At 67.6% G+C, this 26756-nt stretch carries 25 protein-coding genes; 17 read left to right on the top strand and 8 right to left on the bottom strand.

The annotated features are described in order from the left end of the window. Positions 1 to 48: 48 nt before the first annotated feature. From FA740_RS20470 to FA740_RS01370, 4 genes are read left to right on the top strand one after another with little or no spacing between them, the layout of a single operon-like run. On the top strand, positions 49 to 423 hold the full coding sequence (locus FA740_RS20470) for a cupredoxin domain-containing protein (RefSeq protein ID WP_409777638.1): 375 nt from the start codon (positions 49 to 51) through the stop codon (positions 421 to 423). Then, positions 423 to 1148, top strand: coding sequence for an ABC transporter ATP-binding protein (locus FA740_RS01380; RefSeq protein ID WP_136854986.1), 726 nt, complete (start codon positions 423 to 425; stop codon positions 1146 to 1148). The genes FA740_RS20470 and FA740_RS01380 overlap by 1 nt, the downstream gene beginning before the upstream one ends. Next, positions 1145 to 1969 carry an ABC transporter permease gene (locus tag FA740_RS01375; protein WP_136854985.1) on the top strand — a complete coding sequence of 275 codons (825 nt, stop codon included), beginning with the start codon at positions 1145 to 1147 and terminating at the stop codon, positions 1967 to 1969. Before FA740_RS01380 ends, FA740_RS01375 begins: the two co-directional genes overlap by 4 nt. Beyond that, positions 1966 to 2556: a hypothetical protein gene (locus FA740_RS01370; RefSeq protein ID WP_136854984.1), complete on the top strand. Its 591-nt coding sequence runs from the start codon at positions 1966 to 1968 to the stop codon at positions 2554 to 2556. Before FA740_RS01375 ends, FA740_RS01370 begins: the two co-directional genes overlap by 4 nt. 7 nt (positions 2557 to 2563) lie before the next feature. Here FA740_RS01370 and FA740_RS01365 read toward each other — a convergent pair whose 3' ends face one another. Then, a complete protein-coding gene (locus FA740_RS01365; RefSeq protein ID WP_136854983.1) occupies positions 2564 to 3544 on the bottom strand; it encodes a glycosyltransferase in 981 nt (326 codons plus the stop codon). Positions 3545 to 3726: 182 nt separating this feature from the next. On the opposite strand from FA740_RS01365, the gene rfbC reads away from it, so the two are divergent. From rfbC to FA740_RS01330, 7 genes are read left to right on the top strand one after another with little or no spacing between them, the layout of a single operon-like run. Beyond that, on the top strand, positions 3727 to 4281 hold the full coding sequence (gene rfbC, locus FA740_RS01360; RefSeq protein ID WP_136855035.1) for a dTDP-4-dehydrorhamnose 3,5-epimerase: 555 nt from the start codon (positions 3727 to 3729) through the stop codon (positions 4279 to 4281). Beyond that, positions 4278 to 5315 carry a dTDP-glucose 4,6-dehydratase gene (rfbB, locus tag FA740_RS01355; RefSeq protein ID WP_136854982.1) on the top strand — a complete coding sequence of 346 codons (1038 nt, stop codon included), beginning with the start codon at positions 4278 to 4280 and terminating at the stop codon, positions 5313 to 5315. The genes rfbC and rfbB overlap by 4 nt, the downstream gene beginning before the upstream one ends. Continuing rightward, positions 5315 to 6175, top strand: coding sequence for a dTDP-4-dehydrorhamnose reductase (rfbD, locus tag FA740_RS01350; RefSeq protein ID WP_136854981.1), 861 nt, complete (start codon positions 5315 to 5317; stop codon positions 6173 to 6175). The genes rfbB and rfbD overlap by 1 nt, the downstream gene beginning before the upstream one ends. Continuing rightward, entirely contained in the window at positions 6172 to 7044 is an 873-nt protein-coding gene (gene rfbA, locus FA740_RS01345; RefSeq protein ID WP_136854980.1) for a glucose-1-phosphate thymidylyltransferase RfbA, read from the top strand. Before rfbD ends, rfbA begins: the two co-directional genes overlap by 4 nt. 49 nt (positions 7045 to 7093) lie before the next feature. Then, complete coding sequence (locus tag FA740_RS01340) at positions 7094 to 8716, top strand: glycosyltransferase (protein ID WP_136854979.1); 1623 nt, start codon at positions 7094 to 7096, stop codon at positions 8714 to 8716. Continuing rightward, a complete protein-coding gene (locus FA740_RS01335) occupies positions 8713 to 9615 on the top strand; it encodes a glycosyltransferase family 2 protein (RefSeq protein WP_136854978.1) in 903 nt (300 codons plus the stop codon). The genes FA740_RS01340 and FA740_RS01335 overlap by 4 nt, the downstream gene beginning before the upstream one ends. Continuing rightward, positions 9615 to 10490 (top strand): sulfotransferase family 2 domain-containing protein, encoded by an 876-nt coding sequence (locus FA740_RS01330; RefSeq protein ID WP_246053386.1) that lies wholly within the window; start codon positions 9615 to 9617, stop codon positions 10488 to 10490. Before FA740_RS01335 ends, FA740_RS01330 begins: the two co-directional genes overlap by 1 nt. A 75-nt stretch (positions 10491 to 10565) precedes the next feature. Here FA740_RS01330 and glf read toward each other — a convergent pair whose 3' ends face one another. Beyond that, positions 10566 to 11696 carry a UDP-galactopyranose mutase gene (gene glf / locus FA740_RS01325; RefSeq protein ID WP_136854977.1) on the bottom strand — a complete coding sequence of 377 codons (1131 nt, stop codon included), beginning with the start codon at positions 11694 to 11696 and terminating at the stop codon, positions 10566 to 10568. A 289-nt stretch (positions 11697 to 11985) separates the two neighbouring features. Between glf and FA740_RS01320 the strand changes: the two genes are divergently transcribed. From FA740_RS01320 to FA740_RS01310, 4 genes are read left to right on the top strand one after another with little or no spacing between them, the layout of a single operon-like run. Continuing rightward, entirely contained in the window at positions 11986 to 14847 is a 2862-nt protein-coding gene (locus tag FA740_RS01320; protein WP_136854976.1) for a glycosyltransferase, read from the top strand. Continuing rightward, positions 14844 to 15305, top strand: coding sequence for a hypothetical protein (locus FA740_RS19570; RefSeq protein ID WP_169306186.1), 462 nt, complete (start codon positions 14844 to 14846; stop codon positions 15303 to 15305). Before FA740_RS01320 ends, FA740_RS19570 begins: the two co-directional genes overlap by 4 nt. Continuing rightward, positions 15292 to 17760, top strand: coding sequence for a rhamnan synthesis F family protein (locus FA740_RS01315; RefSeq protein ID WP_169306185.1), 2469 nt, complete (start codon positions 15292 to 15294; stop codon positions 17758 to 17760). The genes FA740_RS19570 and FA740_RS01315 overlap by 14 nt, the downstream gene beginning before the upstream one ends. Positions 17761 to 17785: 25 nt before the next feature. After that, on the top strand, positions 17786 to 18250 hold the full coding sequence (locus FA740_RS01310) for a hypothetical protein (protein ID WP_136854974.1): 465 nt from the start codon (positions 17786 to 17788) through the stop codon (positions 18248 to 18250). Here the strand turns inward: FA740_RS01310 and FA740_RS01305 are convergent. The 4 genes from FA740_RS01305 to FA740_RS01290 form a co-directional block, all read right to left on the bottom strand. Then, positions 18247 to 18921: a 5'-nucleotidase, lipoprotein e(P4) family gene (locus tag FA740_RS01305; RefSeq protein ID WP_169306184.1), complete on the bottom strand. Its 675-nt coding sequence runs from the start codon at positions 18919 to 18921 to the stop codon at positions 18247 to 18249. The genes FA740_RS01310 and FA740_RS01305 overlap by 4 nt on opposite strands. 62 nt (positions 18922 to 18983) lie before the next feature. Next, the gene (locus tag FA740_RS01300) at positions 18984 to 19739 is read right to left on the bottom strand and encodes a 5'-nucleotidase, lipoprotein e(P4) family (RefSeq protein ID WP_136854972.1); all 756 of its coding nucleotides are present in this window, start codon (positions 19737 to 19739) and stop codon (positions 18984 to 18986) included. A gap of 76 nt (positions 19740 to 19815) precedes the next feature. After that, on the bottom strand, positions 19816 to 21057 hold the full coding sequence (locus tag FA740_RS01295; RefSeq protein WP_136854971.1) for an MFS transporter: 1242 nt from the start codon (positions 21055 to 21057) through the stop codon (positions 19816 to 19818). Positions 21058 to 21141: 84 nt separating this feature from the next. Next, positions 21142 to 21732 (bottom strand): LolA family protein, encoded by a 591-nt coding sequence (locus FA740_RS01290; protein WP_136854970.1) that lies wholly within the window; start codon positions 21730 to 21732, stop codon positions 21142 to 21144. 151 nt (positions 21733 to 21883) lie between these two features. On the opposite strand from FA740_RS01290, the gene FA740_RS01285 reads away from it, so the two are divergent. Beyond that, on the top strand, positions 21884 to 23116 hold the full coding sequence (locus tag FA740_RS01285) for a putative DNA modification/repair radical SAM protein (RefSeq protein ID WP_136854969.1): 1233 nt from the start codon (positions 21884 to 21886) through the stop codon (positions 23114 to 23116). Continuing rightward, positions 23116 to 24537, top strand: coding sequence for a UdgX family uracil-DNA binding protein (locus FA740_RS01280; protein ID WP_136854968.1), 1422 nt, complete (start codon positions 23116 to 23118; stop codon positions 24535 to 24537). The genes FA740_RS01285 and FA740_RS01280 overlap by 1 nt, the downstream gene beginning before the upstream one ends. Positions 24538 to 24541: 4 nt before the next feature. Here the strand turns inward: FA740_RS01280 and FA740_RS01275 are convergent, their stop codons facing one another. Together FA740_RS01275 and FA740_RS01270 are read right to left on the bottom strand one after the other, a co-directional pair. Beyond that, positions 24542 to 25453 (bottom strand): glutaminase, encoded by a 912-nt coding sequence (locus FA740_RS01275; protein WP_136854967.1) that lies wholly within the window; start codon positions 25451 to 25453, stop codon positions 24542 to 24544. Positions 25454 to 25507: 54 nt separating this feature from the next. Next, on the bottom strand, positions 25508 to 26731 hold the full coding sequence (locus FA740_RS01270) for a UbiH/UbiF/VisC/COQ6 family ubiquinone biosynthesis hydroxylase (RefSeq protein WP_136854966.1): 1224 nt from the start codon (positions 26729 to 26731) through the stop codon (positions 25508 to 25510). Positions 26732 to 26756 lie beyond the last annotated feature (25 nt).

Raw genomic sequence — 26756 nt, 5'->3', positions numbered from 1 at the left:
GAGGAGGCCGAAGCAGAGGAGGCTGGCGGTGTCTATGAGGCCGGCGGCATGCACGAATACGGGTTCTCGGGGCTTTTGGACCGGCAGAACCGCACCGAACTGGCGCCCCTGACGCTTGCCTCGGGACAACCTGTCGCCGGGGGCGAATACACGATCAAGTCCGGCGGATACTATCGGATCGAGATCAATGCCGATGGCAGCCAGGAGCTGGCCCTGTCGGGGGGCGATTTCTTCCGCGCGATCTGGATCAACGAGATCGTCATCGAGGATATCGAGATCCGCCCGATGGGCGTCCACAGCATCGAGTTCGACAGTGCGGGGACCGCGCGGCTGAGCTTTATCGCGGTGCTGCCGGGGCGCTATACGCTGTCTGTGCCCGGCTCATCGGGGGACACGTTGCAGGCCGTGTTCAACATCCAGTAATGACCGCGCCCGCCCTGCAGATCGACAATGTCAGCCACAGCTTCGGCGCCGTGCAGGCGCTGAAGGACGTCTCGCTGACTGTTCCGCAGGGCGGGTTCACAGCGCTGTTGGGCGTGAACGGCGCGGGCAAGACGACGCTGTTCTCGCTAATCACGCGGCTTTATAGCAACCGATCCGGCACGATCCGGGTCGGCGGCCACGACCTGCGGTGCGAACCGTCGCGGGCGCTGGCGCGTCTGGGTGTGGTGTTCCAAAGCCGCGCGATGGATGCCGACCTGACCATCCGCCAGAACCTGATCTATCACGCCAGCCTGCACGGCATTCCCGGCCGCCTGGCCCGGCCCCGCATCGACACGGTGCTGGCCCAGGTCGATCTGGCCGACCGCGCCGATGCCCGCGTCACCGCCCTGTCGGGCGGCCAGTCGCGCCGGGCCGAGATCGCGCGCGCCCTGATCCATCGCCCCGACCTCTTGCTGCTTGACGAGGCGACCGTGGGCCTGGACGTGAAATCGCGGGCCGAGGTGCTGGCCCTGACCCGCCGCCTGATCACGCGCGACGGGGTATCCGCGCTGTGGGCCACGCATATCATGGACGAGATCGACCCCGCCGACGACCTGGTGATCCTGCATCGCGGCGAAGTGCTGCGCCACGGCCCGGCGCGCGATATCGCGGGCGCGCAGGGGCTGACCCGCGCCTTTCTGGACCTGACCGGAGTGGCGCCGTGACCCCGCCCACCGCCCATGCGCGCGGCTGGCTGACCGCGTTCCTGGGCATCGCCCGGCGCGAGACGCTGCGTTTCGTCAACCAGCGGGGCCGTTTCCTGGCGGCGCTGGTGCGGCCGCTGGTCTGGCTGTTCATCTTTGCCGCCGGGTTCCGTGCCGTGCTGGGCCTGTCGATCACGCCGCCCTATCAGACCTATGTCCTCTACGAGGTCTATGTGACCCCCGGACTGGTCGCGATGATCCAGCTGTTCAACGGCATGCAATCGTCGCTGTCGATGGTCTATGACCGCGAGACCGGGGCCATGCGCACCCTGCTGGTCAGCCCCTTCCCGCGCTGGTTCCTGCTGGGGTCCAAGCTGATCGCGGGGGTGATCGTGTCGATCATCCAGGTCTTCACCTTTCTGGCGATCGCCTATTGGTGGGGCATCCGCCCGCCCGTCTGGGGCTATGTCGCGGTGATCCCGGCGCTGATCCTGTCGGGACTGATGCTGGGGGCGATGGGGCTGTTCCTGTCCAGCGCCATCCGCCAGCTGGAGAATTTCGCGGGCGTCATGAACTTCGTGATCTTTCCGATGTTCTTCGCTTCATCCGCGCTCTATCCGCTGTGGCGCATGCGCGAGAGCAGCCCGCTATTATACGACATCTGCCGCTTCAACCCGTTCACCCATGCGGTCGAACTGATCCGCTTTGCGCTGTATCTGCGGGTCGAATGGACCTCGCTGGCGGTGGTCCTAGGATGTTTGGCGGGGTTCTTCGGCGCGGCGGTGTTCATGTATGATCCGCAAAAGGGCCTCTGGGCCCGCCGGAAAGGAGGCCCCGCATGATCCGCATCACCCTGGCGCTGGCGCTGCTGTCAGGCCCCGCCCTTGGCGCGGCGGGCACCGACCCCGACTGGCCCTGCATCCAGCGCAAGCAGCCCAACCTGTCGATGGGGCAGGTCTGGACCGGCCCCCTGCCGGACGAGGAGGCGCAGGCCCTGGTGCGCGACCCGCAGATCGCCCGCCTGGCCGAACGGCTGGAACAGCGCCGCCTGCCGCTGGAGGAGGCCGAGGCCGAGATCGCCGATTTCGCCGCAGAGGCGTCGCAGGCCCAGCTGGTGGCGCTGATGCAGGCGATCTTTGACCGCATCGACAATGACCGCGGCGCCCTGATCGGGGGCATCGCGCGCTATGGCCAGTCCCAGCTGGACCTGTCCCTGCGCATCGAAGAGCGCCGTGCCCGCATGGCCGCCCTGGAGGCCGCCGACCCGCCCGATTTCGACGCCATCGACGCCGAGGAGCAGGCCTTGGACTGGGACCAGCGGATCTTTACCGAACGCCAGCAGTCGCTGACCTATGTCTGCGAGACGCCGGTGATCCTGGAACAGCGGGTCTTTGCCCTGGGCCGCGCCATCGCGGGCCACCTGGACTGACGCGCGCCTAGTCGGGGCGGGCCAGGCGCAACACCTCATCATGGGTGCGGTCCAGCCGCGCGGCCAGACCGTCCTGCACAGCCTGATCCAGAATGGTGCGGAACAGCGTGGCGTCGGGGCCGTAATCGGCGGCCTTGCGGCGCCATTTGCGCAACAGCAGCGGCACCAGCGGCCAGAACCACGGCCCCGCCGCCACGCGATAGGCCATCAGCGCGTTGCGATACATGTAGAACACCTTCCACATCGGCCGCAGCACGACGCCGCCCTGACCCTGCACGGCGGTGGTGTCATGGTCGAACCGCACCTGCGGGGCAAAGCCGATACGCAGGCCCTGTCGGCGCATCAGCAGCGTATAAAGCTGGTCGTCGCCATAGATGAACAGGCGCGGATCGGGCAGGCCCGCCCGCTGCAGCGCCGCGCGCGACAGGAACAGGCCGACGAAGCTGCTCATATCCACGGGCAGGATCAAGGCGTCCGCCCGGTAATCGGCGTCCGTCAGGTGAAAGCCGCGGCGCCCGCGCCCCAGGGGCATCCGTGCCAGCGTGCGCAGAAAGGCGCCGGGATGCCAGAACGGGTTGCGATAGGGGCGGTTCATCTCGCAGACGCGGCCGTCGGGGTGGAACACTGCCGCGCCGATGGCGTCCCATCCCGTCAGGTCCAGCGCGCGGAAGGCGTCGATCGCGCCAGGGGCAGGGCGGCCGTCATCGTCCATGACGACGGTCCAGTCCGAAGGTTCCTCGTCCCGGGCCAGCTGCATGCCCACGGAAAACCCGCCCGCGCCGCCCAGGTTGCTGTCGCAGCGATGCACGCGCAGGCGCGGGTCGGCCTGCGCGGCCAGCCAGGCGGCGGTCCCGTCGGTCGAGGCGTTGTCCACCACGATCACCCGCTGCAACGGCTGGTCCAGCAGCCGCGTCACGGTCACGGACAGCTTGTCCAGCCGGTCATGCGTGACGACCACGGCGGTGATCGAGGGTCGGAAGGGGGCCATGCGTGCCGCTCTTGTCTGGGGCCGGCGGGGGCCGGCGGGTCGGGGCGGGCGATACCACGAAGCGCCTTGGCGCGGCAACCGCGGCCCCGGCCCGCGCATCGCCGGGCTTTCCGGCCCGGATGGGGCTGACATTCGCGCCGCGTGGCCCTAAACAGCACCCACATTCAAGACCCGAGGCGATGATGCAGATTGAGTCCACCCCGCTATCCGGCGTGCTGATCCTGACACCGGCGCGGCATGGCGACGCGCGGGGGTTCTTCTCCGAAAGCTGGAACCGGCGCACGCTGATGCAGGCGGGCGTCGAGCTGCCCGAATTCGTGCAGGACAACCACTCGATGTCGATGCAGGTGGGCACGCTGCGCGGCCTGCACTATCAGGCGCCGCCCCATGCGCAGGGCAAGCTGGTGCGCTGCGGCCGAGGCCGCCTGTTCGACGTGGCCGTTGACGCGCGCCGCGGCAGCCCGACCTTTGGCCAGTGGTTCGGGACCGAGCTGTCCTTCGAGAACGGGCGCCAGCTGTGGATCCCCGCAGGCTTCCTGCACGGCTTCGTCACACGAGAGCCTGACACCGAGATCGTCTACAAATGCACCGACCATTACGACCGCGCGTCGGATGGGGCGGTGGCTTGGGACAGCCTGGGCATCGACTGGGGCGTGCAAGGCCCGCTGTTGTCGGACAAGGACCGCGCCGCCCCGGCCTTTGCCGACTGGACCAGCCCGTTCGAGGTGACGCCATGAAGATCCTGATCACCGGCGGCGCCGGCTTCATCGGCTCTGCCGTCGTCCGCCTGGCCATCGCGCGCGGCCATCACGTCGTGAACCTGGACGCGCTGACCTATGCCGCGAACCTGGAGAACGTGGCCCAGGCCGCGCAGTCCGACCGCTATGCGTTCGAGCAGGCAGACATCCGCGACCGGGCCGCGCTGGACCGCATCCTGGCGGATCACCGCCCCGACGCGATCATGCACCTGGCCGCGGAAAGCCATGTGGACCGGTCCATCGACGGCCCTGCGGCCTTCGTGGAGACGAACGTGATCGGCACGTTTAACATGCTGGAGGCGGCCCGCGCCTATTGGACGGCGCAGGGCAAGCCCGACGGGTTCCGGTTTCACCACATCTCGACCGACGAGGTCTTCGGGTCGCTTGGCGAGACGGGGCAGTTCACGGAAACCACCCCCTATGACCCGCGCAGCCCCTATTCGGCCAGCAAGGCGGGGTCCGACCATCTGGTCCGCGCCTGGGCCGAGACCTATGGCCTGCCGGTCGTGCTGACGAACTGTTCCAACAATTACGGCCCGTATCACTTCCCCGAAAAGCTGGTGCCGGTGGTGATCCTCAAGGCGCTGTCGGGCCAGCCCATCCCGGTCTATGGCGATGGAGGTAATATCCGCGACTGGCTGTATGTCGAGGATCACGCCGACGCGCTGCTGCTGGTCCTGGAAAAGGGCCAGCTGAACCGCAGCTACAACATCGGCGGAGAGAACGAGGCCACGAACATCGACCTGGTCCGCACGATCTGCGCGCATATGGACGACCTGCACCCTGCAGGCGCGCCGCATGCCGACCTGATCACCTTCGTGACCGACCGCCCCGGCCATGACCGCCGCTATGCGATCGACCCGACCCGCATCCGCACCGAGCTGGGCTGGCGCCCATCCGTGACGGTCGAGGAGGGGCTGCGCCGCACCGTCGAATGGTATCTGGCCAATCGCGACTGGTGGCAGCCACTGCTGGACCGCGACGGCGTGGGCAAGCGCCTGGGGACCGCGTGATGCAGGGATTGCTGGTCTTTGGCCGCACCGGCCAGGTCGCGCGGGAACTGGCCGCGCTGGCGCCGGAGGCGACCTTTCTGGGCCGTGACGGGGCCGATCTGACCGACCCCGCCGCCTGCGCCGGGGCACTCCGCGAGGCGCGTCCCCGCGCAGTCATCAACGCCGCCGCCTATACCGCCGTGGACCGGGCCGAGACGGACCCGGACACCGCCCGTCTGGTCAACGCCGACGCCCCCACCGCGATGGCGCAGGCCTGCGCCGAACTGGGCATCCCGGTCCTGCATATCTCGACCGATTACGTCTTTGACGGGTCCGGCGATCAGGCGCGGGCCGAGGATGCGCCGACCGCGCCCCTAGGCGTCTATGGTGCGACCAAGCTGGCCGGAGAGCAGGGGGTGGCTGCTGCGGGCGGCCGGTGGGCGGTCATGCGGACCTCCTGGGTGTTCTCGGCCCATGGCGCGAATTTCGTGAAAACGATGCTGCGCCTTGGGGCCGATCGCGACCGGCTGACGGTGGTGGCCGACCAGATTGGCGGGCCGACCCCCGCCGCCGACATCGCAGCTGCCTGCCTGCGGATGATCCGCCTGATGCGCGACCGGCCCGACACCACGGGCGGCATCTATCATTTTGCCGGCGCCCCCGACGCCTCTTGGGCCGATTTCGCGCGCGAGATCATGGCGCAGGCGTCCTTAGGCGCCCAGGTGGCCGACATCCCCTCATCCGACTATCCGACGCCTGCCGCGCGGCCGCTGAATTCGCGGCTGGATTGCGGGCGCATCGCGCGCGATTTCGGGATCGCGCGTCCCGATTGGCGGGCCGGTCTGGCCCGCGTTCTGGACCAACTGAAGGACAAGACATGACACAGCGCAAGGGCATCATCCTGGCAGGCGGGTCGGGCACGCGGCTTTATCCCATCACTATGGGCGTGTCGAAACAGCTGCTGCCGCTGTATGACAAGCCGATGATCTATTATCCGATCAGCGTGCTGATGCTGGCCGGCATCCGCGACATTGCGATCATCACCACCCCCGAGGATCAGGACCAGTTCCGCCGCCTGCTGGGCGATGGCAGCCAGTGGGGGATCAGCTTCACCTATATCATCCAGCCCTCCCCGGACGGTCTGGCGCAGGCCTATATCCTGGCCGAGGATTTCCTGGCGGGCAGCCCTTCGGCGATGGTGCTGGGTGACAACATCTTCTTCGGGCACGGCCTGCCCGAGCTGCTGGCATCGGCGGATGGGCGCGACAGCGGCGGGACGGTGTTCGGGTATCGCGTGTCGGACCCGGAACGCTATGGCGTGGTGGATTTCGACGACCAGATGCGCGCCCGTGCGATCATCGAGAAACCGACGGTGCCGCCCTCGGACTATGCGGTCACGGGGCTGTATTTCCTGGACGGCACCGCACCGGAACGCGCCCGCGCCGTCCAGCCATCGCCCCGCGGAGAGCTGGAGATCACGACCCTGCTGGAAAGCTATCTGCATGACGGCAGCCTGACGGTCGAGCGCATGGGCCGCGGTTTCGCCTGGCTGGACACGGGCACCCATGCCAGCCTGCTGGACGCCGGAAACTTCGTGCGCACGCTGGAGAACCGCCAGGGCCTGCAGACCGGCTGCCCCGAGGAGATCGCCTTCGAGGCCGGCTGGATCACCGCCGACCAGCTGCGCGAACGCGCCGCCCGGTTCGCCAAGAACGATTACGGCGCCTATCTACTGCGCCTGATCGACTGACCACACACCCGGCCCGCCCGATGGCCGGCCCCATGGATTGACGACGCCCATGTCCGATCTTGCATCCCAGAAACCCGCCGACCCGGCCTTGGCCGCCCATGTCGCCGCATCCATCGCCGAGGCGCGCGGGATCTATCGGACCCTGTTCCCGACCCGGCGGCTGCATTACGTGCTGTCCATGGGGCATGATCCGGTCTGGTCCCGCCCTGAGGTGACCGAGGGGCCGCATCTGCCGCGCCCGCAGGATCTGGGCGCCGACTATCTGGGGACCATCACCTGTCCCAGCCCCCATCCCGACGCGCCCGAGGTGACCATCCGCCTGGCCATCCCGCGCCCGCCGACCCCCGGAGAGCTGCGCCAGACCGACGCGCCCTGGCGGCCGATCCGCCGCCTGGACTGGCTGTTCCGCGCCAGCCCCCTGGCCTATGAGCAGATGCGCTATGGCGCCGAGATGCTGCGCAAGCGGCGGGCCGACCGCCAGGCCGACCGTGTGGCCATGCCCCTGGGGCGCGGGTCGGCGCTGATCGGGACGCCCCGGCCCCCGGCCTCGGACAAGCGGCCCGCCATCCTGATCGGCATGCACTGGCTGGAGATGGGCGGCGCCGAAAAGCTGGGCTTTGACACGGTGCGGTGGGCGCTGGCGGCGGGGCTGCGGGTGTTCGTGGTGGCCTCGATCCCGTCGATCCAGCGGCTGGCCGACCGGCTGCCGGACCACCCAGACGTGACCTTCATCCGGCTGGACCGCTATCTGCCCCATGCGCTGTGGCCGCGCTATGTCGAAAGGCTGGCCCTGGCCGAGAACATCCGCGCGGTGCATATCCATCATTGTACGCCGCTGTATGACAGCCTGCCGATGCTGCGCATGCACCTGCCCTGGGTGCAGACGATCGACAGCACCCATATCATCGAATACGCGAACGGGGGCTATCCGCGCATCTCGGGGGTCTGGTCCAACTATCTGGACATGCAGCATGTCATCAGCCGCGAACTGGTCGATTACATGCAGGGGACCTTTCACGCGCCGGCGGGGCAGGTGGTTCTGGGCCGCATGCTGGATCGCGACGACACGGCCGCCAGCCTGCCACCGCTGCGCCTGACGGCCGGTCAAAAGACGCTGCATGTCAGCTTTATCGGGCGGCTTTATTACCAGAAGCGGCCGGTGGTCGTGGTCGAATGCCTGCGCGCGCTGGATGCCTGGGCCACCCGCAACGGCGTGACGCTGAGCGCGACCATCGTGGGCGAGGGCCCGTTCGAGGCCACGCTGGTCGCCCTGTTGCGCCTCCACGGGCTGTCGGGCAAGGTGGCGATGCTGCCCGGCAAGACCGACATCCCCGCGCTGCTGGGCCGGTCCGACATCCTGCTGCTGCCCTCCAACAACGAAGGGCTGGCGTTGGTCTGCTATGAGGCCGTGGCCCATGGCTGCATCCCGATCTCGACCCGCGTGGGCTCTCAGGACGAGGTGCTGCCCGAGGGGTTGCTGGTGCCGCTGGCGCCGCGCGCCACCGTCCGCCAGACGGTCGCGGCGGTGGATGCGATGTGGCGCGACGCCGACCTGCTGGCGCGTCACAAGGACGGGTTGCAGCAGGCCTGGACGCGCCTGTCCGCCGATCCGACCGCCGAGGAGGTTCTGACCCCCGTCTATCGCCGCATCGCCGAAGGAACGCGGGCATGAGCGTGCTGACCATGACGGCGGCGGTCATCGTGACCTTCAACCGCTCGGCCAAGCTGATGAAGGTGCTGGACGCGCTGGCCCAGCAGACCATGCGGCCCGACATCGTGCTGGTGGTCGACAACGCCTCGACCGACGACACGGCGGCGCTGGTCCAGGCCCGCGCCCAGGCCGACCCGACCATCCGCCATCTGCGCCTGCCCGAAAACATCGGCGGCGCGGGCGGGTTCCATGCCGGGATCAAGGCCGCCTATCAGCTGGGCGCGCAGTATTTCTGGGTCTCGGATGACGACGCCTATCCGCAGCCCGACGCGATCGGCGCGCTGCATGACGCGCTGATGGGCTTTCAGACACAGACCGGCTGGCGGCCCAGCTTTGCCTGTTCGCGGGTCGAATGGATCGACGGGACGCTGTGCGAGATGAACTGCCCGCGGCCGGTCTGGGACTGGGCGCGGTTCGTTCAGCCAGAGCGGGCCTGGGCGCTGGTGGACAGCGCGTCCTTTGTCTCGGTGATGATCCCGCGATGGGCGGTCACCGATCATGGCCTGCCCATCGCCGATTATTTCATCTGGTTCGACGATGCCGAATACACCCGCCGCATCGCGCGCAGCTATCCCGGCATCTTCGTGCCCGAAAGCGTGGTGACCCATGACACCCCGGACAACAAGGGCGTGAACTTTGCCCTGGTGGACGACAAGACCCTGTGGAAGTTCAGGTATGGCGCCCGCAACGAGACCTCGTTCCGCCTCCGCGATGCGGGGCTGGTCAGCGTGCTGGCCTATGCCTATGGCGTGCGCCGGCAGATGCGCAGCGGCGGCGTGCCCGCACCGCTGCGCCGGGCCATTTACCGCGCCATCCTGAAAGGTTATTCCTTTCGACCTGCTATTGAGCGAGTGACTTGATGACCCAAGATTTCTCTCTGCGGCGGATGGCTTCCAGACTGGCCGCACGCGGGCGTGCCTTGAAGATGCCTCAGCCGATGCAGCCTGACTCCGCAATGATTGATCGTCTAGCATTAGAATTTGGTGCATCTGCTCCGGTGATGTCCGCTTTCGTCAAGCGTTTTTCGCCTGCGATGGTTTCTACGAACCAGTTTCAGGCCAGTTCTGATACTATGCTTTTCGTGCATATTCCAAAGACAGCTGGAATGTCTGTAGGTAAAGCTCTGCAACAAACTTTTGACCAGTTTTATGGTGTCGAGTGGAATAATGCTGGTGCCTCTTTCCGCAAGCTGGCGCGAAGGGCTGCCTATATGCAGTCAAGGACTAATGTACGCCAGGTTATCATAGGCCATTATGGTTGGGCTGAAATACAGTTCTGGCGCAATCAGGAGCTGCCAGTAAAGTCAGGGACTATTCTGCGTGACCCTGTTCAACGGATGATTTCTAACTTTAATTATAATAGCTCCGAAGCACATCCAGCACATAAAGATTTTATTAGGCGAAATCCTACCATCGAAGGCTATATTGAAAATACCGATCTGGATGTTCAATTAACACAAGCTATTGGGATCGTCTCATCCTTTGATGACGTGTTGAGAAAGCTCACAGCATATTATAGCTTTATTGGCGTCACAGAGAGGTTAGGCCAGTCGTTGGCCTATCTGTCACGATCCCATGGGCTGCCACCGATCCATGAGTATCATACGAATGTTGGTTCAAAGCCTGCAGAGGAACTGCCCGATTCCGTTCGCCAGCTAATCCTGGATCGTAACTATAACGACAGCAAGATCCATGCCTTGATGATGCGTCTCTATGCGGCGGAGGATCCCGCCTAATCCACTCACCTGCTCAATGCCCTCGCAACGACTGTTTTCAGCCCGGCCCCACCCCTGCGGCGCCGGGGCGTCCGGTCACAGCGGATCGCGCAGGAAGGCCGGGGTCGGTCCCTGGGAGAAGGCCTGGGCCGTGTCCATTGCCTCGCGGATGGTCACGTCCATGTCCAGATAGCGATAGGTGCCAAGGCGGCCCACGAAGGTCACCCCCGGCGTCGCGCGGGCCAGGTCGATATACTGCTCCAGCAGCGCCTTTTCCTCGACCAGGCGGATCGGGTAATAGGGCGTGTCGCCCGGTTCGGCCGCGCGGGCGTATTCGCGATAGCAGACCGAGCCCTCGTGGCTTTCCCAAGGGCTGAAGTGCTTATGCTCGGTGATGCGGGTATAGGGCACTTCGCGGTCGCCGTAATTCATCACCGCGCAGCCCTGATAGTCGCCCTGATGGGTGAACCGCTCGAAATCCAGCGTGCGATAGCCAAGCCGCCCCAGGCGATAGTCGAAATACCCGTCCAACGGCCCCGACCAGAACACATGATCGGCCTGCGCCGCCATGTCGGGATGATAGAGCGTGTCCAGATCGACGGTGATGCGCGGGTGGTCCAGGATCGCCGCGACCATCGCGCTGTAGCCGTCCTGCGGCATGCCCTGGAAGCGGTGGAAGAAATAGTTGTCGTCATAGTTGAACCGCACCGGCAGCCGCTTGAGGATCGAGGCGGGCAGCTCGGTCGGCGAACAGCCCCACTGCTTTTCGGTATAGCCCTTGAAGAACGCCTCATACAGTTCGGGGCCGACGAAACGCAGTGCCTGCTCCTCGAAGGTCTGGGGGTCGGTGATGGTGGTGTCGGCCTTGCTCTCGATTAGGGCGCGGGCCTCTTCGGGGCGCAGGGTGGTGCCGAAGAACTGGTTGATCGTCAGCAGGTTCACGGGCAGCGAATAGACCCGGCCCTGTGCGGTCGTCTTGACCCGGTTCTGGAACGGCAGGAAACGGGCAAAGCGGTTGACGTAATTCCACACGCCCTCGTCATCGGTGTGAAAGATGTGCGGGCCATAGACATGCATCATCACGCCGGTCTCGGCATCGCGTTCGGTGTGGCAGTTGCCCGCGATATGGGGCCGCGCATCGATGATGCGGCAATCGTGCCCCGCCTCGGCCAGGGCCCGCCCGATCACGGCCCCCGACAGCCCCGCGCCCACCAGAAGTATCCTCATCATCCCGTCCTGTCCGCTGCCCGGCAGCCACCCTGCCGTGCCCTGCTATAGCCGTGCTTGGCCTGCGATCCAACCGGGCAGTCCGGTCGCGCCCCTGGTGGGATTACGCGCAGGGGCGTTCATCTGCCCCGATCGGTTCGGCAACCTCTGGTAGTGTCGGGGGCGCCTGTGCTAGGGGGCAGCACGCATGCCGTTTTTGCGCGACCCCATGCGGGACCGCGCGCCGGCCTGCGAAACCGACGACACGCGGCCGCCCTCCGCCGACCGCCGCCCAGAGGAGTCCTGACCGGTGCCCGAAGATACCCCGGACCTGACCCTGCCCGCGCCCACCGACCGCAACCCCGACGCCTTTGCCCTGATTGTCCATGTCTGGCTCCTGGACACGCTGGACGACCTGTCGGCGGCCTGCGGGAACTTTCCCGCCGATGCCGACCGGTTCGTGACCTTCGCGGACACGCTGTCGCCGGAGGACCGCCAGCGCATCGCCGACCGCTTTCAGGGCGCTCAGCTGGTGCCCGTGCAGAACCTGGGCCAGGATGTCGGCGCGCTGATGCAACTGATGGACCAAGTGGATCTGGGCCGCTACGGCTTTGTCTGCAAGATCCACTCCAAAAAGGGCCTCAAGATGCCCGAGGCCTGGCGCCGGATGCTGCTGGGCGGGGTGCTGGGGTCGCGCCGCCAGGTCGATCAGATCATCGCGGGCTTTCGCGGCGATCCGCAGGTGATGCTGGCGGGCGCGCGGCAGCTGTTCCTCTATGGCCCGGCCTATTTGTGGAAGAACGCGGACGGCATCGACGGCGGCACCGTGCTGCTCAGCGATCAGCGCGACGGGGACGCTCTGCCGCAGCGGGTCACCGGCTTTCCGGCGACCATGTCACGCGAACGCATCCCCACCACCGACACCCTGACCGAACTGGAGGCCGCGCGCCGCCGCCAGCGCAGCCGCACGGTGCCCAAACGGCGCCGGGTGGCGGTCTTTGCCAGCTACAGCGGCGACGGCGTGCTGCCCCCGCAGGTGCAGCCCTATCTGGAGGGGTTGCGCCCGCTGGTCGAACGCATCGTCGTGGTCTGCGACAACGACCTGGCCCCCGATCAGGTCGCGCGCCTGTCCGGGCTGGCCGACCATGTGATCACCGGGCGGCATGGCAAATACGATTTCGGCTCCTACAAGCGCGGCGTGGCCTGGGCGCGTCAGACAGGCTGGCTGGACGAGGCCGACGACCTGATCCTGTGCAACGACAGCTGTTTCGGTCCGGTGGGCAGCTTTGCCCCAATGTTCGAACGCATGGAGGCGCGGCATCTGGATTTCTGGGGCGCCACCGACGGCCGCGAATTCCACCCGAATCTGCAAAGCTTTTTCGTGGTGCTGGGCTGGCATGTGTTCCAGTCGCCGGTCTTCCGCAATTTCATCGAAGGCATCAGCAAGCAGCCGAACGTCCAGCAGGTCATCATGAAATATGAGATCGGCCTGACCAAGACGCTGGCCGGGGCCGGCTACAGCTGGGGCGCGATGGTCGAGAACCGACTGGAGGGGGTCCATCCCCTCGACCCGACCTATCGCAACATCGTCGAACACCCGATCACCGCGATGGAGATGGGCCTGCCCCTGGTCAAGGCCAAGGCGTTGCGCCAGACCGAAAGCAATGCCGAAGGCACCGATCGCACACTGGACTGGCTGCGTCAGCACGCCCCCGTGGTCCATCGGGCGGCCCTGGACGATTTCACTATCGCCCGGTTCCAGGATGTCGGACGTATCGGCTTTTCGATGATCATGCCGACGCACAATCGGGCGTGGTGCATCTCGGAGGCTATAGGCTCTGCCCTGCGTCAGACCCACCAGAACTTTGAGTTGATCATCGTCGATGACGGGTCGGACGACGACACCTTTGAAGTCATCCAACGCGCGTTCGGCCCCCAACTGGACAGCGGCACGATCCGTTATGTCGGGCTGGCGGAATCGTGCGGGGTTTGCGCCGCGCGGAACATCGGCATCGCCCATGCCCGGCATGACTGGATCACCTATCTGGACAGCGACAACCAGCTGCGGCCGAACTTTCTGACGGTGATGGCGAACGCCATTATCGAACAGCCCCAAAAGGACTGTTTTTACGGTCAGATCATCAATCGTGGAACCGGACTTGTCGTTGGGTGCGGCTTCGTACGAAACGACATCCTCAGAGGCAATTACATCGACCTTGGCGTTTTTGCGCATCGCAAGTCGCTTATTCATCGCCTTGGCGGGTTTGACCCGGATCTGCGCCGGCTTGTTGACTGGGATCTGATCATCCGTCTGACGGCGCATCAAGACCCTGTGTTCCTTCCGCAGGTCTTGCTGGACTATAGCGACGACGAGCAGGGGCAGAGCGCCGACCGCATCTCGGTCCGGGAATCCTTCCTGCGGGCCAAGGTCGCGGTGCACAGCAAGCATTCGCCGCGTCCGACAGTCTCGACCGCGATCCTCAGCTACAACCACCAGGAATTCATCGTCGAGGCCATCGAGAGCGGGCTGGAACAGCGCGGCAATTACACGCACGAAATCCTTCTGGCCGATGACGGCTCGTCCGACGGGACGGCGCGGATCATGGCGCGCTATGCCGCGCGCTATCCCAACCGCATCCGCAACATCAGCACCGGCGGCAATTTCGGCGTCTCGGCCAATTACCAGCATTGCGTCCGCGAGGCGGCGGGCAACCATATCGCCATCCTGGAGGGCGACGATTACTGGACCGACCCCGACAAGAACGCCCGCCAGGCCGACTTCCTGGCCTCGCGAGGCCCGCCAGGCCCGCCAGCTGCAGGAGCTGGACATGCTGACCGACCGCCTGATCGACCGCGATGCCGCGCTGGCGGCGATCCGGCGCGACACGCTGGCCATGACGAACCGCGCCACGCAGCTGGAACAGCAGAACGCCCGCCTGAAGGCCGAGCAGCAGCAGCGCAGCGCCGGGGCCGAGGCCGCGCGCCAGCAGCTGGACCAGACCCGCAAGGAGGTCGAGGCGCTGCGCCGTCAGCTGGACGACCAACGCCAGGAGTTCCTGTCCAGCACCTCGTGGCGGGTCAGCGCACCGGTCCGCGTTCTGGGCCGTCTGGTCCGGCGCCGCTGATCGCCCCGTCGCATCCGGCCGCGGCCCGTCCGGGGGAGGGCGCATGATCATCATCCACGCGCAGGCGGACCGGCCACCGTCGGATCTGGCCGATCTGCTGGCGTCAAGCCCGGACGGGGTGATCCTTGCGGGCACGGCGGCGGCGATGGGCGAAGGGGCCCCCGACGCGGTCCTGCGGCTGGTCATGTTGCAGGCGCAGGACGATGCCTTCGTGGTGCTGTCCCAGGGCCTGCATCACTTTCGCCATGTGCTGGCGACCCGCCCGGGGGGGCTGCGCTATCACCGCGGTGCGGGCGTCGGGCCAGAGCCGCGCGACGATGCACCCCTGACCTGGCAGGCCGATTCGGATGGCAGGGTCACGGCCTGCCACCTGTCGCCGCTGGCGGTCGGCAGCCCGCTGCTGCGCCCCGCGGCGCAGCGTTTGGCCGCCATGCCCATGCCTGACACCCGCCGTTTCGCCTTTCTGCGGGCGGTTCTGCAAGGGGGGCCGCATGTCCCCGGATGACCTGTGGACCGCGCTGGCGGGGCCCTTGGGGGTGCTGGACGCGAGGCCCGATTTCCGTCTGGACCCGGCGTTCGATGGCGCCGCCGGGGCGCATCGCACCGCCTATGCCGCGCTGCGCGCGCAGGCCCCGCATATCGACCTGCCGCTGGCCGCGCTGGTCACGCATCCGGCCTTGGGGGCGTTGATCGCAGAGGGCCATCCCGACGCGCTGGAGCTGGCGCATGAGCTGATCGCCCTGGGCGCGCCGGTCGACCGGCAGGTGTCCTGGTTCTCTCATCGAACCTATCTGGAGTGGTATCCCGACATCGCCGCGGCGGGCATGAACCCGCTGATGCATTATCTGCGCTTTGGCTGGGTCGAGGGCGGGCGCCGCACCCTGGCCGACCTGCATCAGGGCTTGCATCGTGGCGGCCAGCCCCTGCGCCCGGACCTGCCCACGTTGCTGGTCTGCACCCCCAGCCTGGCGTCCGGCGCCGATCCGGCGCTGGTCGATCTGCTGCGGCATCCGGGCCGGGCCGGGCACAACTTGATCCTGGCCGCGCTGTCGGGCGGGCCCATGCTGGAGGTGCTGCTGCCCGAATGCTGCGCCGTCCTGATCACGCCGCACCCGCTGCGCGAGATGCCCCATATCGACGACGCGGGCTTTGACCGGATCGATGCCGCGATCCTCTCCTCGGCCGAGGCTGCGCTGTTCGTGCACCCCTTGGTCGCGCAGGAGATCCCGTTCGCGGTCTGTCTGGCCGATTATCCCGACCCGCCCCTGGCGCGCTGGAAATCACGCTGCGTGACCGCCTTTGCCGACCTGCTGGTCTTTTCGTCCGATCACCTGCGCGACCGATGGGCCGGGCGTCTGGCCGATGTCGGCGCCGATGCAGGGACGGACGGCGTTGTCTTCCCGCCCCGCCCGCTGATGGGGGGCACGGTCGCCCCGGCCGACCGCCAGGCGGCCCGCGCGGCGCTGTCGCAGGCCCTGGGCCAGGATCTGGGCGGCAGGCGGGTCATCTGCGGCACGGGGCCGCTGGATTGGCGTCATGGCCCGGACCTGTTCGCGCAGGCCGCCCGCATCGCCGCGCGGTCCCATCCCGACATGCTGTTCGTCTGGGCCTGCACCGGCCTTGACCGGCACGAACCCTGCCGGGATGCGGCCTTTGGCCGTCATCTGCATGACCTGTGCGCGGATGAACCGGCGATCCTGCTGCGCGACGGACCGCCCGTCGACCAGGTGATGCAGGCCGCCGATGCGATGTTCCTGTCGGCCCGTCAGGCGGCGCTGCCCGAGGCGGTGTTCGACGCGGTGTCCCACGGCCTGCCGGTGGTCTGCCTTGACCGTGCGACGGGCTTTGCCGATGCGCGATATCGCCGGGCGGGTCTCATCACCGTCGTCGCCCCCGGCGATCCGATGGATGCCCTGACCGCCCTGTCGGCGACGCCCGCGACCGTGGCGCAGCCGCAGGCCCCCGCCCCATGGCGCGACGCCATCCTGTCGGCGCTGCGCCTGCGCTTGGCCCGTCAGCGCCTGGCCGTGGTGGGAGAGAGCCAATTCGACATTCCGCAGCTGTTCAGCGCGTCCGAGGCCGATCGCCCGCGGCGGCGCCGCGAGCGGGAAAAGCTGTTCCGCCTGGACCGCCGCGTGCTGTGGCGCGATGCGGATCACGCCCGCGCGGTGGTTGCGGCATCGGACAACTGGCTGCACCGCCACCTGCGGATCGAGGATGACCGACCCCTGCCCACAAATGCGGATCTGCCGCCATTCGCGATCCATGTGCATGCCTTTCACCTGGACGACCTGGCGGCCGATCTGGGCGGACATCTGGCCTTTGCGCGCGCCTCGCGCATCGTGATCACCACCGATACCCCCGCCAAGGCCGCGCGGATCGGGGCGATGGCCGATGGGTTGGGGCTGACGGTCCAGGTGCTGGTGGTGCCCAACCAGGGCCGCGACATCCTGCCCTTCCTGCGGCTGTTCGGGCGGGGCGGGGCCGCGGGCGACGATCTGATCTGGGGCCACCTGCACCAGAAGAAATCGTTGCGCGCGGCGGCGCATGGGGATCGCTGGCGGCGGTTTCTGCATCGCGTCCTGCTGGGCGATGGCGGGGGGCTGTCCTCGGCCCTGGGGCAGATCGCGGCGCCGGGCGTCGGGTTGGTGGCGCCGTTTGATCCGCATGTCGTGTCTTGGGACGATCAGCGCCCCCTGCTGCCGGGCGTGGCCGACCGGTTTCCGGGGCCGCTGCCGGACCATCCGCTGCTGTTTCCCCTGGGCAACATGTTCTGGACCCGCGCCGACGTCGCCCGCGAGATGCTGGCGCTGTTCACCGAGGACTACCCCTGGCCCGCCGAGCCGATCCCCGATGACGGCACCGTCTATCACCTGATCGAGCGGCTGTGGCCCGCCGTCGCGGCCCGGATGGGGCTGGCATCGGTGTTCATCCACAACCCGGACGAGGCCCGCATATGACCCCCCAGACCGGAAGGCCCCGCAGATGAGCCAGCCCCCCGCCCCGCACGACGATGACCGCGACGATCTGGCCCGCGCCGAGGCGCAGCTGGCCGATCTGCGTCAGCAGGTGATGATCCTGGAGGGCCGGTGCCAGGTGGCCGAGGCGCAGCTGCGCCCCCTGGCCGACCGCCAGGTCCGCGACATGCAGGAACGGCTGTCGCTGGCCCTGGCCCTGGACGATCCCGACGCGCTGAGCCAGACGCTGGCGCAGCTGACCGCCCGGGTCGAGCGCGCCGCCGAGGACGACCGGCAGGTCCGCGGCGCGTTGGAGGCAAGGCTGCGTCAGGGCGCCGATGACCTTCGGGTCAGCGCCGAACGGGACCAGGCCCTGGCCCAGCTGGCCGCCTGCCGCGATCAGGCCGCGCAGCGCGAGGCGGCGTTTCTGTCCAGCACCTCGTGGCGGGTGACGGCGCCGCTGCGGGCGGTGATGCGCGCGCTGCGGCGCTAGGCCGGCTGCCAGGGGCGCAGCTCGGCCTGCATCCAGGTGCCGTGGGCGGCGTTGGGAAAGACGATCCAGTCTTGGCCAAAGCGGTCAGCATGGTCCAGCGACAGGCGGTGCTGATCCTCCAGCGCGGCGCCGGCATAGGCACCGTCGAAATCGTGCAGCGTGTCGCCCAGCTGCAGGATCAGGCGGTGGTCGCGTTCCACGGCCGCCCGGCGTTCGGCCTTGGGCGGGCCGAACAGCAGCACCTGTTCCGCCCGGACCTGCGGCAGGCCAAGGCGCGACAGGGTGGCGATGGTGGCCAGCTTGTTCTCCTCGAACCGGTCCGACACGTAGAAGATCGTGACGCGCAGCCTGTCGGCCAGGGCAAAGAACTCGGCCGCGCCGGGGATCAGATGCGGGTCGCCCTCGCGCTCCCACAGCTTCCAGGTGTCCAGGTTCTGGAACATGCCGTCGTGATGCATGGCCAGCGCCATGACCGCGCTGTTGTCCAGGATGGTCTCGTCGATGTCGCTGACGATGGCCAGGCCCGCGCCGCCGCCCGCCTGATCGACCGCCGCCTGCAGGCGCAGCGTGGCCAGCGCATAGCATTGCCGCTGCAGCGCCCGCACCTCGGCCGAGGCCTGCTGATAGCGGACGGCGATGGCATGGTCATGGGGCGGGCGGGTGAGGGTCATGGTCTGTCCTTGGATCGCGCGCGACATGACTAGGCCGCGCGCGGGGCAAGGTCAAATGCCGCTCACTCCCACGGCTCGATCAGCTGGGGGGCGGACCAGGCGGTCAGCGGCGCCTCGGACCAGGTGCCATAGCTGGCATTGGGAAAGACGATCCATTCCGCGCCCCATTTCGCGGCCTCCTCGGCCACGGTGGCGCGCTGTTCGTCCAAGGGCGTCCTGCGGAAGCGGCCGTAGAAATCATGCAGCGTGTCGCCCAGCAGCAGGACGATCTGATGATCCTCGGCGACGATGGCGCGGCGATCGACCTTGGGCGGGCCCAACAGCAGGACCGAATCCTCGCTGATCTGCGGCAGGCCCAGGGCGGTCAGCGTGGCCATGGTGTCGACCTTCTGCTCGTCCGAGCGGTCCGAGATATAGCGGATGGTCACGCCCAGTTCGTCGGCATGGGTCAGAAACTCCATCGCGCCGGGGATCATCGCGGGGATGCCGTCGCGTTCCCAGGGCAGCCAGGTGTCCCATGCGTCATACATGTGGCAATCGGCCAGATCGCGGGCCAGCAGGGCGGTGTTGTCGATCACCGTCTCGTCCAGGTCGGTGACCACGGCCAGCGAGGCGCGGTCCTCGACCCCCTCGACGGCCTGATCCAGGCGCAGCGTCGCCAGGTTCCAGGCCTGCAGCTGCAGGGCGCGCACCTCGGCCGATTGCTGCTGGAACCGCAGGCCCATGGTGAACTGGGAGACGTCGCAATCCTGGGCCAGGGCCGCGGGCGCGGCCAGCAGGGCCGCCCCGGTCAGAAGGGCGCGGGTGGTGGTCAGCATCGGATATCCCCTTTGGTTCATGCAATCTGCGGTTGACCGTAGGGACGCCAGCCGCCCGGGTCAAACGGCGGGGGTCTCAGGCAGCAGGCGCGGGCATGCGCAGCGGCGCCTCGCGCACCGGCAGGTGGATCAGCGCGCTGAAGGCGCCGACGCCCACGCCAATCCACCAGACCAGCAGGTAATCGCCCGATGCGTCATAAAGCCACCCGCCCAGCCAGACCCCCATGAACGATCCGATCTGATGCGACAGGAACACGAACCCATACAGCGTGCCCATATAGCGCAGCCCATAGATATAGGCGACCAGCCCCGAGGTCAGCGGCACCGTGGCCAGCCACAGCGCCCCCATGACCAGCGAAAAGACGATGACCGTGCCCGGCGTGATCGGCGTCAGGATGAAGGCCGCCGCCGCGATGGTGCGCAGGGTATAGATGCCCGCCAGCAGGTATTTCTTGGTGTATCGTTTGCCCAGATAGCCGGCCAGGATCGCGCCCGCGATATTGGCCAGCCCGATCAGGCTGATCGCCGCCGCGCCAAGGGCTGATGTCGTGGTGATGCCCAGGCCCGCCAGCATGCCCGCCGGGTCGATGGGGCCGCACATCTCGGTGATCATAGCGGGGAAATGCGCGGTGATGAAGCCCAGCTGATACCCGCAGGAGAAGAACCCCACAAAGATCATCATGAAGGTCGGGTCGCGGAAGGCGCGTTTCAGCACCGTGCCCATGCTGTCCTCCAGCTGGGACGGCGTGGCGGGCTTGCCCGAACCCAGCATCGGCAGGAAGAACAGTGTGCCCAGCACGATGATGCCAAAGATGATGAACACCGACTGCCACGGGTAGAAGGCCAGCAGCACCTCGGCCAGGGGGGCACCGAAGACCTGGCCCGCCGATCCGGCGGCGGTGGCGATGCCCAGGGCAAGGCTGCGGTTCTCGTCGCTGGCGGCGCGTCCGACTACGGCCAGGATGACGCCGAACCCGGTGCCCGCGATGCCGAAACCGACCATGATCTCCAGCAGCTGGACCCCGGCGGGGGTGGTGGCAAAAGCCGTCAGGATCAGCCCGGTGCTGTAGAGGATGGCCCCCAGGATGATCGCCCACCGGTCGCCCCACCGTTCCGCCAATGCGCCGAAGATGGGCTGGCCCACGCCCCAAGCCAGGTTCTGGATGGCGATGGCCAGGCTGAATTCGGCCCTGGGCCAGCCGAAATCCGCGGCGATGGGGATCTGGAACACGCCAAAGCTGGCGCGCAGGGCAAAATTGATCAGCAGGATCAGCGATCCCCCGATCAGCACGGGGGTCAGGATGCGGGACTGGGACATGGGCGAAACCTTGTGGCGGTTCCGCAGCGTTGCCCCCGGTCGGGGACAACGTCAATCACGCAATTGTGGGGATGCAATCCGCGCTCAGCGGCGCCCCAGCTCTGCCTGGATCGAGAAGCGCGACGACGGGATCGAGCCGCCCTTGGCCATCTCTCCCAGGATCACGGTGGTCTTCTGACCGCTGTCATCGGTGATGATCCACTGACGCAGTTCGGTGGGCGCGGTGAACACCATCTGGATGGTGCCGTTCTGCGGGCGCTGCGGGTCCTGGGCGGTCACGACGGTGGCGTTATTCTGTTCGGAATGGCCGGTGACCATGCCCTGGCGGCCCAGGTTCACGTTGGCGTCCAGGATGATCGACAGCGGCGTCTGCGACAGCGGGTATTGCTGCGGTCCGCTGTTCGATTTCGCGTCGAACACCGCGACGTTCCCGCCCGAGGCCAACACCAGCGTGCGGTCGTTGTCATATTCGAACCGCACGCGGCCCGGACGCTGGATATAGACCGTGCCGGTGGACACGGTGCCGTCCGGATTGATCTGCGTAAAGGCGGATGTCACCGTGGTCAGGCTGTTGAGATAACGCGATATCTCGTTCAGCGGGATGCGTTCGGCCAGGGCCGGAAAGGCCATGGCGATGAGAAGGGCGGGCGCGAGGGCGAGGGTGCGTATGTTCATGGTCCCGATATTATCCTTTCGCGGCTTCGATGCACATCACGTCTGGCGGACGAATGCCGGGCCAACCATCGCGCGTCCGTGACGGTTCCGCGTCATTTGTTTCATCCATGATGCCTTGCGAAGAACGCATCGGGAACATATCTTTCCGGGCATGGCACAGCGCACCTTGCAGGACAAGCTGGCGATCCTGTCGGACGCCGCGAAATACGACGCCTCCTGCGCGTCCAGCGGAACGACGCGACGCGATTCGCGATCGGGGGGCATCGGTTCGGCCGGGGGGACGGGGATCTGTCACGCCTATACGCCGGACGGGCGCTGCATCAGCCTGCTCAAGATCCTGATGACGAATTTCTGCATCTATGATTGCGCCTATTGCATCAACCGCGTCAGCAGCAATGTCGAACGTGCCCGGTTTTCACCTGAGGAGGTCGTCCGGCTGACGCTGGAATTCTATCGCCGTAACATGATCGAGGGGCTGTTCCTGTCGTCGGGCATCATCCGCAGCCCGGACCAGACGATGGGCGACATGGTCCGCATCGCGCGGATGCTGCGGATCGAACACGGGTTCAAGGGTTACATCCACCTGAAAACCATCCCCGATGCCTCGCCCGACCTGGTGGCGCAGGCGGGCCTGTTCGCGGACCGCCTGTCGGTGAATGTCGAGCTGCCCCAGGATGCCAGCCTGCGCCACTTGGCCCCCGAAAAACGTCCCGAGACGATCCGCGCCACCATGGCGGATGTGCGTTTGGGGCGAGAGGCCGCCAAGGACCGCAGCCATACCGGCAAACGCCCGCCGCGCTTTGCCCCCGCAGGGCAGTCCACGCAGATGATCGTCGGCGCGGATCAGGCGACGGACGTGGACATCCTGAACACCTCGGCCAACCTTTATTCTGGGTATCAGTTGAAGCGGGTGTATTACTCGGCCTTCAGCCCGATTCCTGATGCGTCCGCCATGCTGCCGCTGATCAAGCCGCCCTTGATGCGCGAACACCGCCTGTATCAGGCCGATTGGCTGATGCGTTTCTATGGCTTTGATGCGACAGAGATCGGGTCGGCGCATCCGTCGGGCAATCTGGACCTGGACATCGACCCCAAGCTGGCTTGGGCGCTGGCCAACCGTGCGCAGTTCCCGGTCGATGTCGCCCGCGCCCCGCGCGAGATGCTGCTGCGGGTGCCGGGTTTCGGGACAAAGACCGTGGGCCGCATCCTGACGGCACGCAGGAATGGCGTGCTGCGATACGCCGACCTGTTGCGCATGGGCGCGATCATGTCCAAGGCCCAGCCCTTCGTCACGCTGCCCGACTGGACGCCCGGCGCGCTGACCGACAGCGCGGGCCTGCGCGCCCGGTTCGCGCCGCCGCCCGAGCAGCTGTCCCTGTTCTGATGATCCGGATCACGCTGCCGCGGTTCGGACGGTTTGACGCCTGGCGCCATGCGGCCCGCGATCTGGCCAGCGGCCGCGTCCCGATGGAGGACGTGACCTGGGCCGACCCCGACACGCCCCCCGATCTGTTCGGCGCCGACCCGGCCCCGCCGCCGGGCGATCATCCGGTGGTCGCCACGCAGGAGTTCCTGCAACTGGCCCGCCAGGTCGCCGGCCATTCCGATCCGGAACGCTGGTCGCTGCTGTATGGCGCGCTGATGCGCGCGCAGGGCGACCGGCGCTTTCTGTCGAACCCGGCCGACCCGATGCTGGACCGCCTGTCGCGCATGGCGAAATCCGTTCGTCGCGACATCCACAAGATGCACGCCTTTGTCCGGTTCCACGAACTGCCCCCCGACGGGCCACGCCGGGCCTTTGGCGCCTGGTTCGAACCCGAACACCCGATCCTGGAGATCGGCACGCCGTTCTTTGCCAAGCGCTTCGCCGACATGGACTGGCTGATCGCCACGCCCGAAGGCACCGCCCGGTTCGACGGCGATGCCATCGCCTATGACGACCCGGCCCCGCGTCCTGACCTGCCCGACGATGCCAGCCACGGGCTGTGGCAGACCTATTTCGCCAATATCTTCAACCCGGCGCGCATCAAGACCAATGCGATGCGGTCCGAGATGCCCAAGAAATACTGGAAGAACCTGCCCGAAACCCGCCTGATTCCCGACATGCTGGCCGATGCCCCCCGCCGGGTTCAGGCCATGCGCGACGCGGGTGCCTCGGATGCGCCGGCCTTTGCGCCCAAGATCACCGCGCGCCTCCGCCAGCAGCCCGACGACAGCATTCCCGACACGCTGGAGCAGGCCGCGTCCCAAGCCGCCCGCTGCACCCGGTGCGAGCTGTGTCACGCGGCCACCCAGACCGTCTGGGGCCAGGGCGATCCCACGGCACCCCTGATGCTGGTGGGCGAAGCGCCGGGCGATCAGGAGGATCTGGCCGGCCTGCCCTTTGTCGGCCCCGCGGGCCAGTTGCTGCACCGCACCATGGCCGAGGCCGGGCTGGCCCCCGACCGGGCCTGGCTGACCAATGCGGTCAAGCATTTCCGCTTTACCCCGCGCGGCAAGCGCCGCCTGCACCAGACGCCCGACCGCGACCATGTGGACCAGTGCCGCTGGTGGCTGGACCTGGAGCGCCGGATGGTCGCGCCGCGTCTGACCGTAGCCTTGGGGGCGACGGCGGCCTTCGCGCTGACTGGCAACCGCAAGCCGCTGACGCCGCGGCGCGGGCTGGTCGAACCGGCGCGCGATGGTGGGCCCGTCCTGATCACCTGGCATCCCAGCCTGATCCTGCGCCTGCCGCCCGACCGCGCGCCCGCGGCGCTGTCAGAGCTGCGCGCCGATCTGGCGCAGGCCGTTCGGATGGTGGCCTGAGGCCTCAGCCGAAGACCGACCAGCCCGTGAACTCTGCCAGCTTTTCGGCGGCCAGCGTGCCCATCTGGGAATTGCCCCAGCCGTCCAGCCCCGGGGACCAGATCGCGATCGACGCCTTGCCCGGCGCGATGATCAGCAGCCCGCCCCCCACGCCCGATTTCGCGGGCATGCCCACGCGGAACGCAAAATTGCCCGACCCGTCATACTGCCCACAGGTCATCATCAGCGCGTTGATGCGCCGCTGTTTCACCGGGGCCAGCAGCGCCGGCGCGCAGTCCAGCCCTGCGATCACCCGGCCCGCGCGGGCCAGCTGGATGCAGGACATCTCGATCGCGCATTGGTGGACATAGGTGCCGATGACATGGTCCGGCGGATTGCGCAGGTTACCGAAACTGCGCAGGTAGTGCGCCAGGGCAGCGTTGCGGTATCCGGTGCGGGCCTCGGACCGGGCGACGGCCTTGTCGATATGGATGTCGTCATCCTCGGCAGCGGCGCGCACAAAGCCCAGGATCTCGGCCAGGGTCAGCTGCGGGCTGCGGCCGCGCAGCAGCTCGTCTGTGACGACGATGGCGCCGGCGTTGATGAACGGGTTGCGGGGCCGGCCCTTCTCCTGCTCCAGCAGCAGGATCGAATCGAAGCGGTCGCCCGACGGCTCGCGGCCCACGCGCAGCCACAGCTGTTCGCCGATGCGGCCGAGCACGCAGGCCAGCGCGAACACCTTGCTGACCGACTGGATCGAAAACTCCTGATCGGCCTGGCCTGCGGTCAGCACCTGCCCATCGGCCAGCGCCACCGCGATGCCGAACTGATCGGGGGCGATGCCGCCCAGCTCGGGGATGTAATCCGCGACTTTGCCCCAATCGGCGGCGGCGCGGATGTCGCGATCCAGATCCTGCAGAAACCGATCCAACGTCATGGCATCCCCCGTTTGCGCGCAGCCTATGCCGGGAATGCGGCGCAGGGAAAAGCGCTAAAGCGCCTGTCCGGCCAGGAGGCGCGGCATCGGCGACACCGCTAGCCCCGCCGCCTGCCGCATGAAGCCGCGCCGCAGCGCGGGCACCGCCTGGACCACGCCCATGCCCAGGGCGCGCAGCCCGGAGACCGCCGCGTCATCGGTCGCGAACAGCCGGTTCACCCCGTCCATGCCCAGGGCCAGCGTCGTGGCATCGGGTCTGCGCCAGGCCTGATACCGCTCCAGCACCAGCGGGCTGCCGATATCCTCGCCCCGACGGGCGGCATCGACCAGCACCTGGGCCAGGGCGGCCACGTCGCGCAGGCCCAGGTTCAGGCCCTGACCCGCGATCGGATGCACCCCATGCGCCGCGTCCCCCACCAGCGCCACGCGGTCGGCGGCATAGCGTTCGGCCAGCGACAGCGACAGCGGATAGCTGAACCGCGGCCCGGCCAGCGACAGATCGCCCAGGAAATCGCCAAAGCGGGGGCGCAGGACCTCCAGGAAAGCCCCGTCGTCCAGCGCGGCGATGGCTGCGGCATTCGCGGCGGTTTCCGACCAGACGACATTGCTGCGGTTGCCGGGCAGGGGCAGGATCGCCAGCGGCCCGGTCGCCATGAAATACTGATGCGCGATGCCGTCATGCGGCAGCGCGTGGTCGATGGCCGCGACCAGCGCGGTCTGGCCATAGTCCCAGCCCTGCCGCTTGATCCCCGCCCGCGTGGCCACGCCGGACCCGCGCCCATCCGCCCCGACCAGCAGGCGCGCGGTCAGCCGACGACCGTTGGACAGGATCGCGGTGACACCAGCCGGGCCGACCTCCTGTCCGGTGACGGACAGGCCGGGCAGGGTGGTGACCCTGCCCTCCATCGCGTCGACCAGGGCGGCGTGCAGAAAGCGGTCCTCCAGCATGTGGCCCACGGGGCCTTCGCCCAGCTCGGCGCTGTCGAAATGCAGGAAGACATGGCCCGCGCCCTCTCCGGGCTGGCCTTGGGACGCCTTGATCTGATGGATGGGCTGGGCATCGGGGGCCAGCCGGTCCCACAGGCCAAGCGCCCGCAGCACCCGGACCGAGGCGATGGCCAGCGAATAGGCCCGCCCGTCGAACCCCGCGCCCGCCCGTGCCCGCGCGGGCTGCGGGTCGACCACGGCCACGCGCAGCCCCACCTGCGCCAGGGCCAGCGCCAAGGTCGGGCCGTTCAGCCCGCCCCCGGCAATCACGATGTCGAAATCCTGTGTCATGCCCGGCAGAATGCACGGGCCGGGG

This window comes from Paracoccus hibiscisoli, assembly GCF_005048265.1.
Classification (GTDB): domain Bacteria; phylum Pseudomonadota; class Alphaproteobacteria; order Rhodobacterales; family Rhodobacteraceae; genus Paracoccus; species Paracoccus hibiscisoli.
Note: the sequence above shows the minus strand (reverse complement) of the source record. Positions and strands in the feature narration are given on the sequence as shown.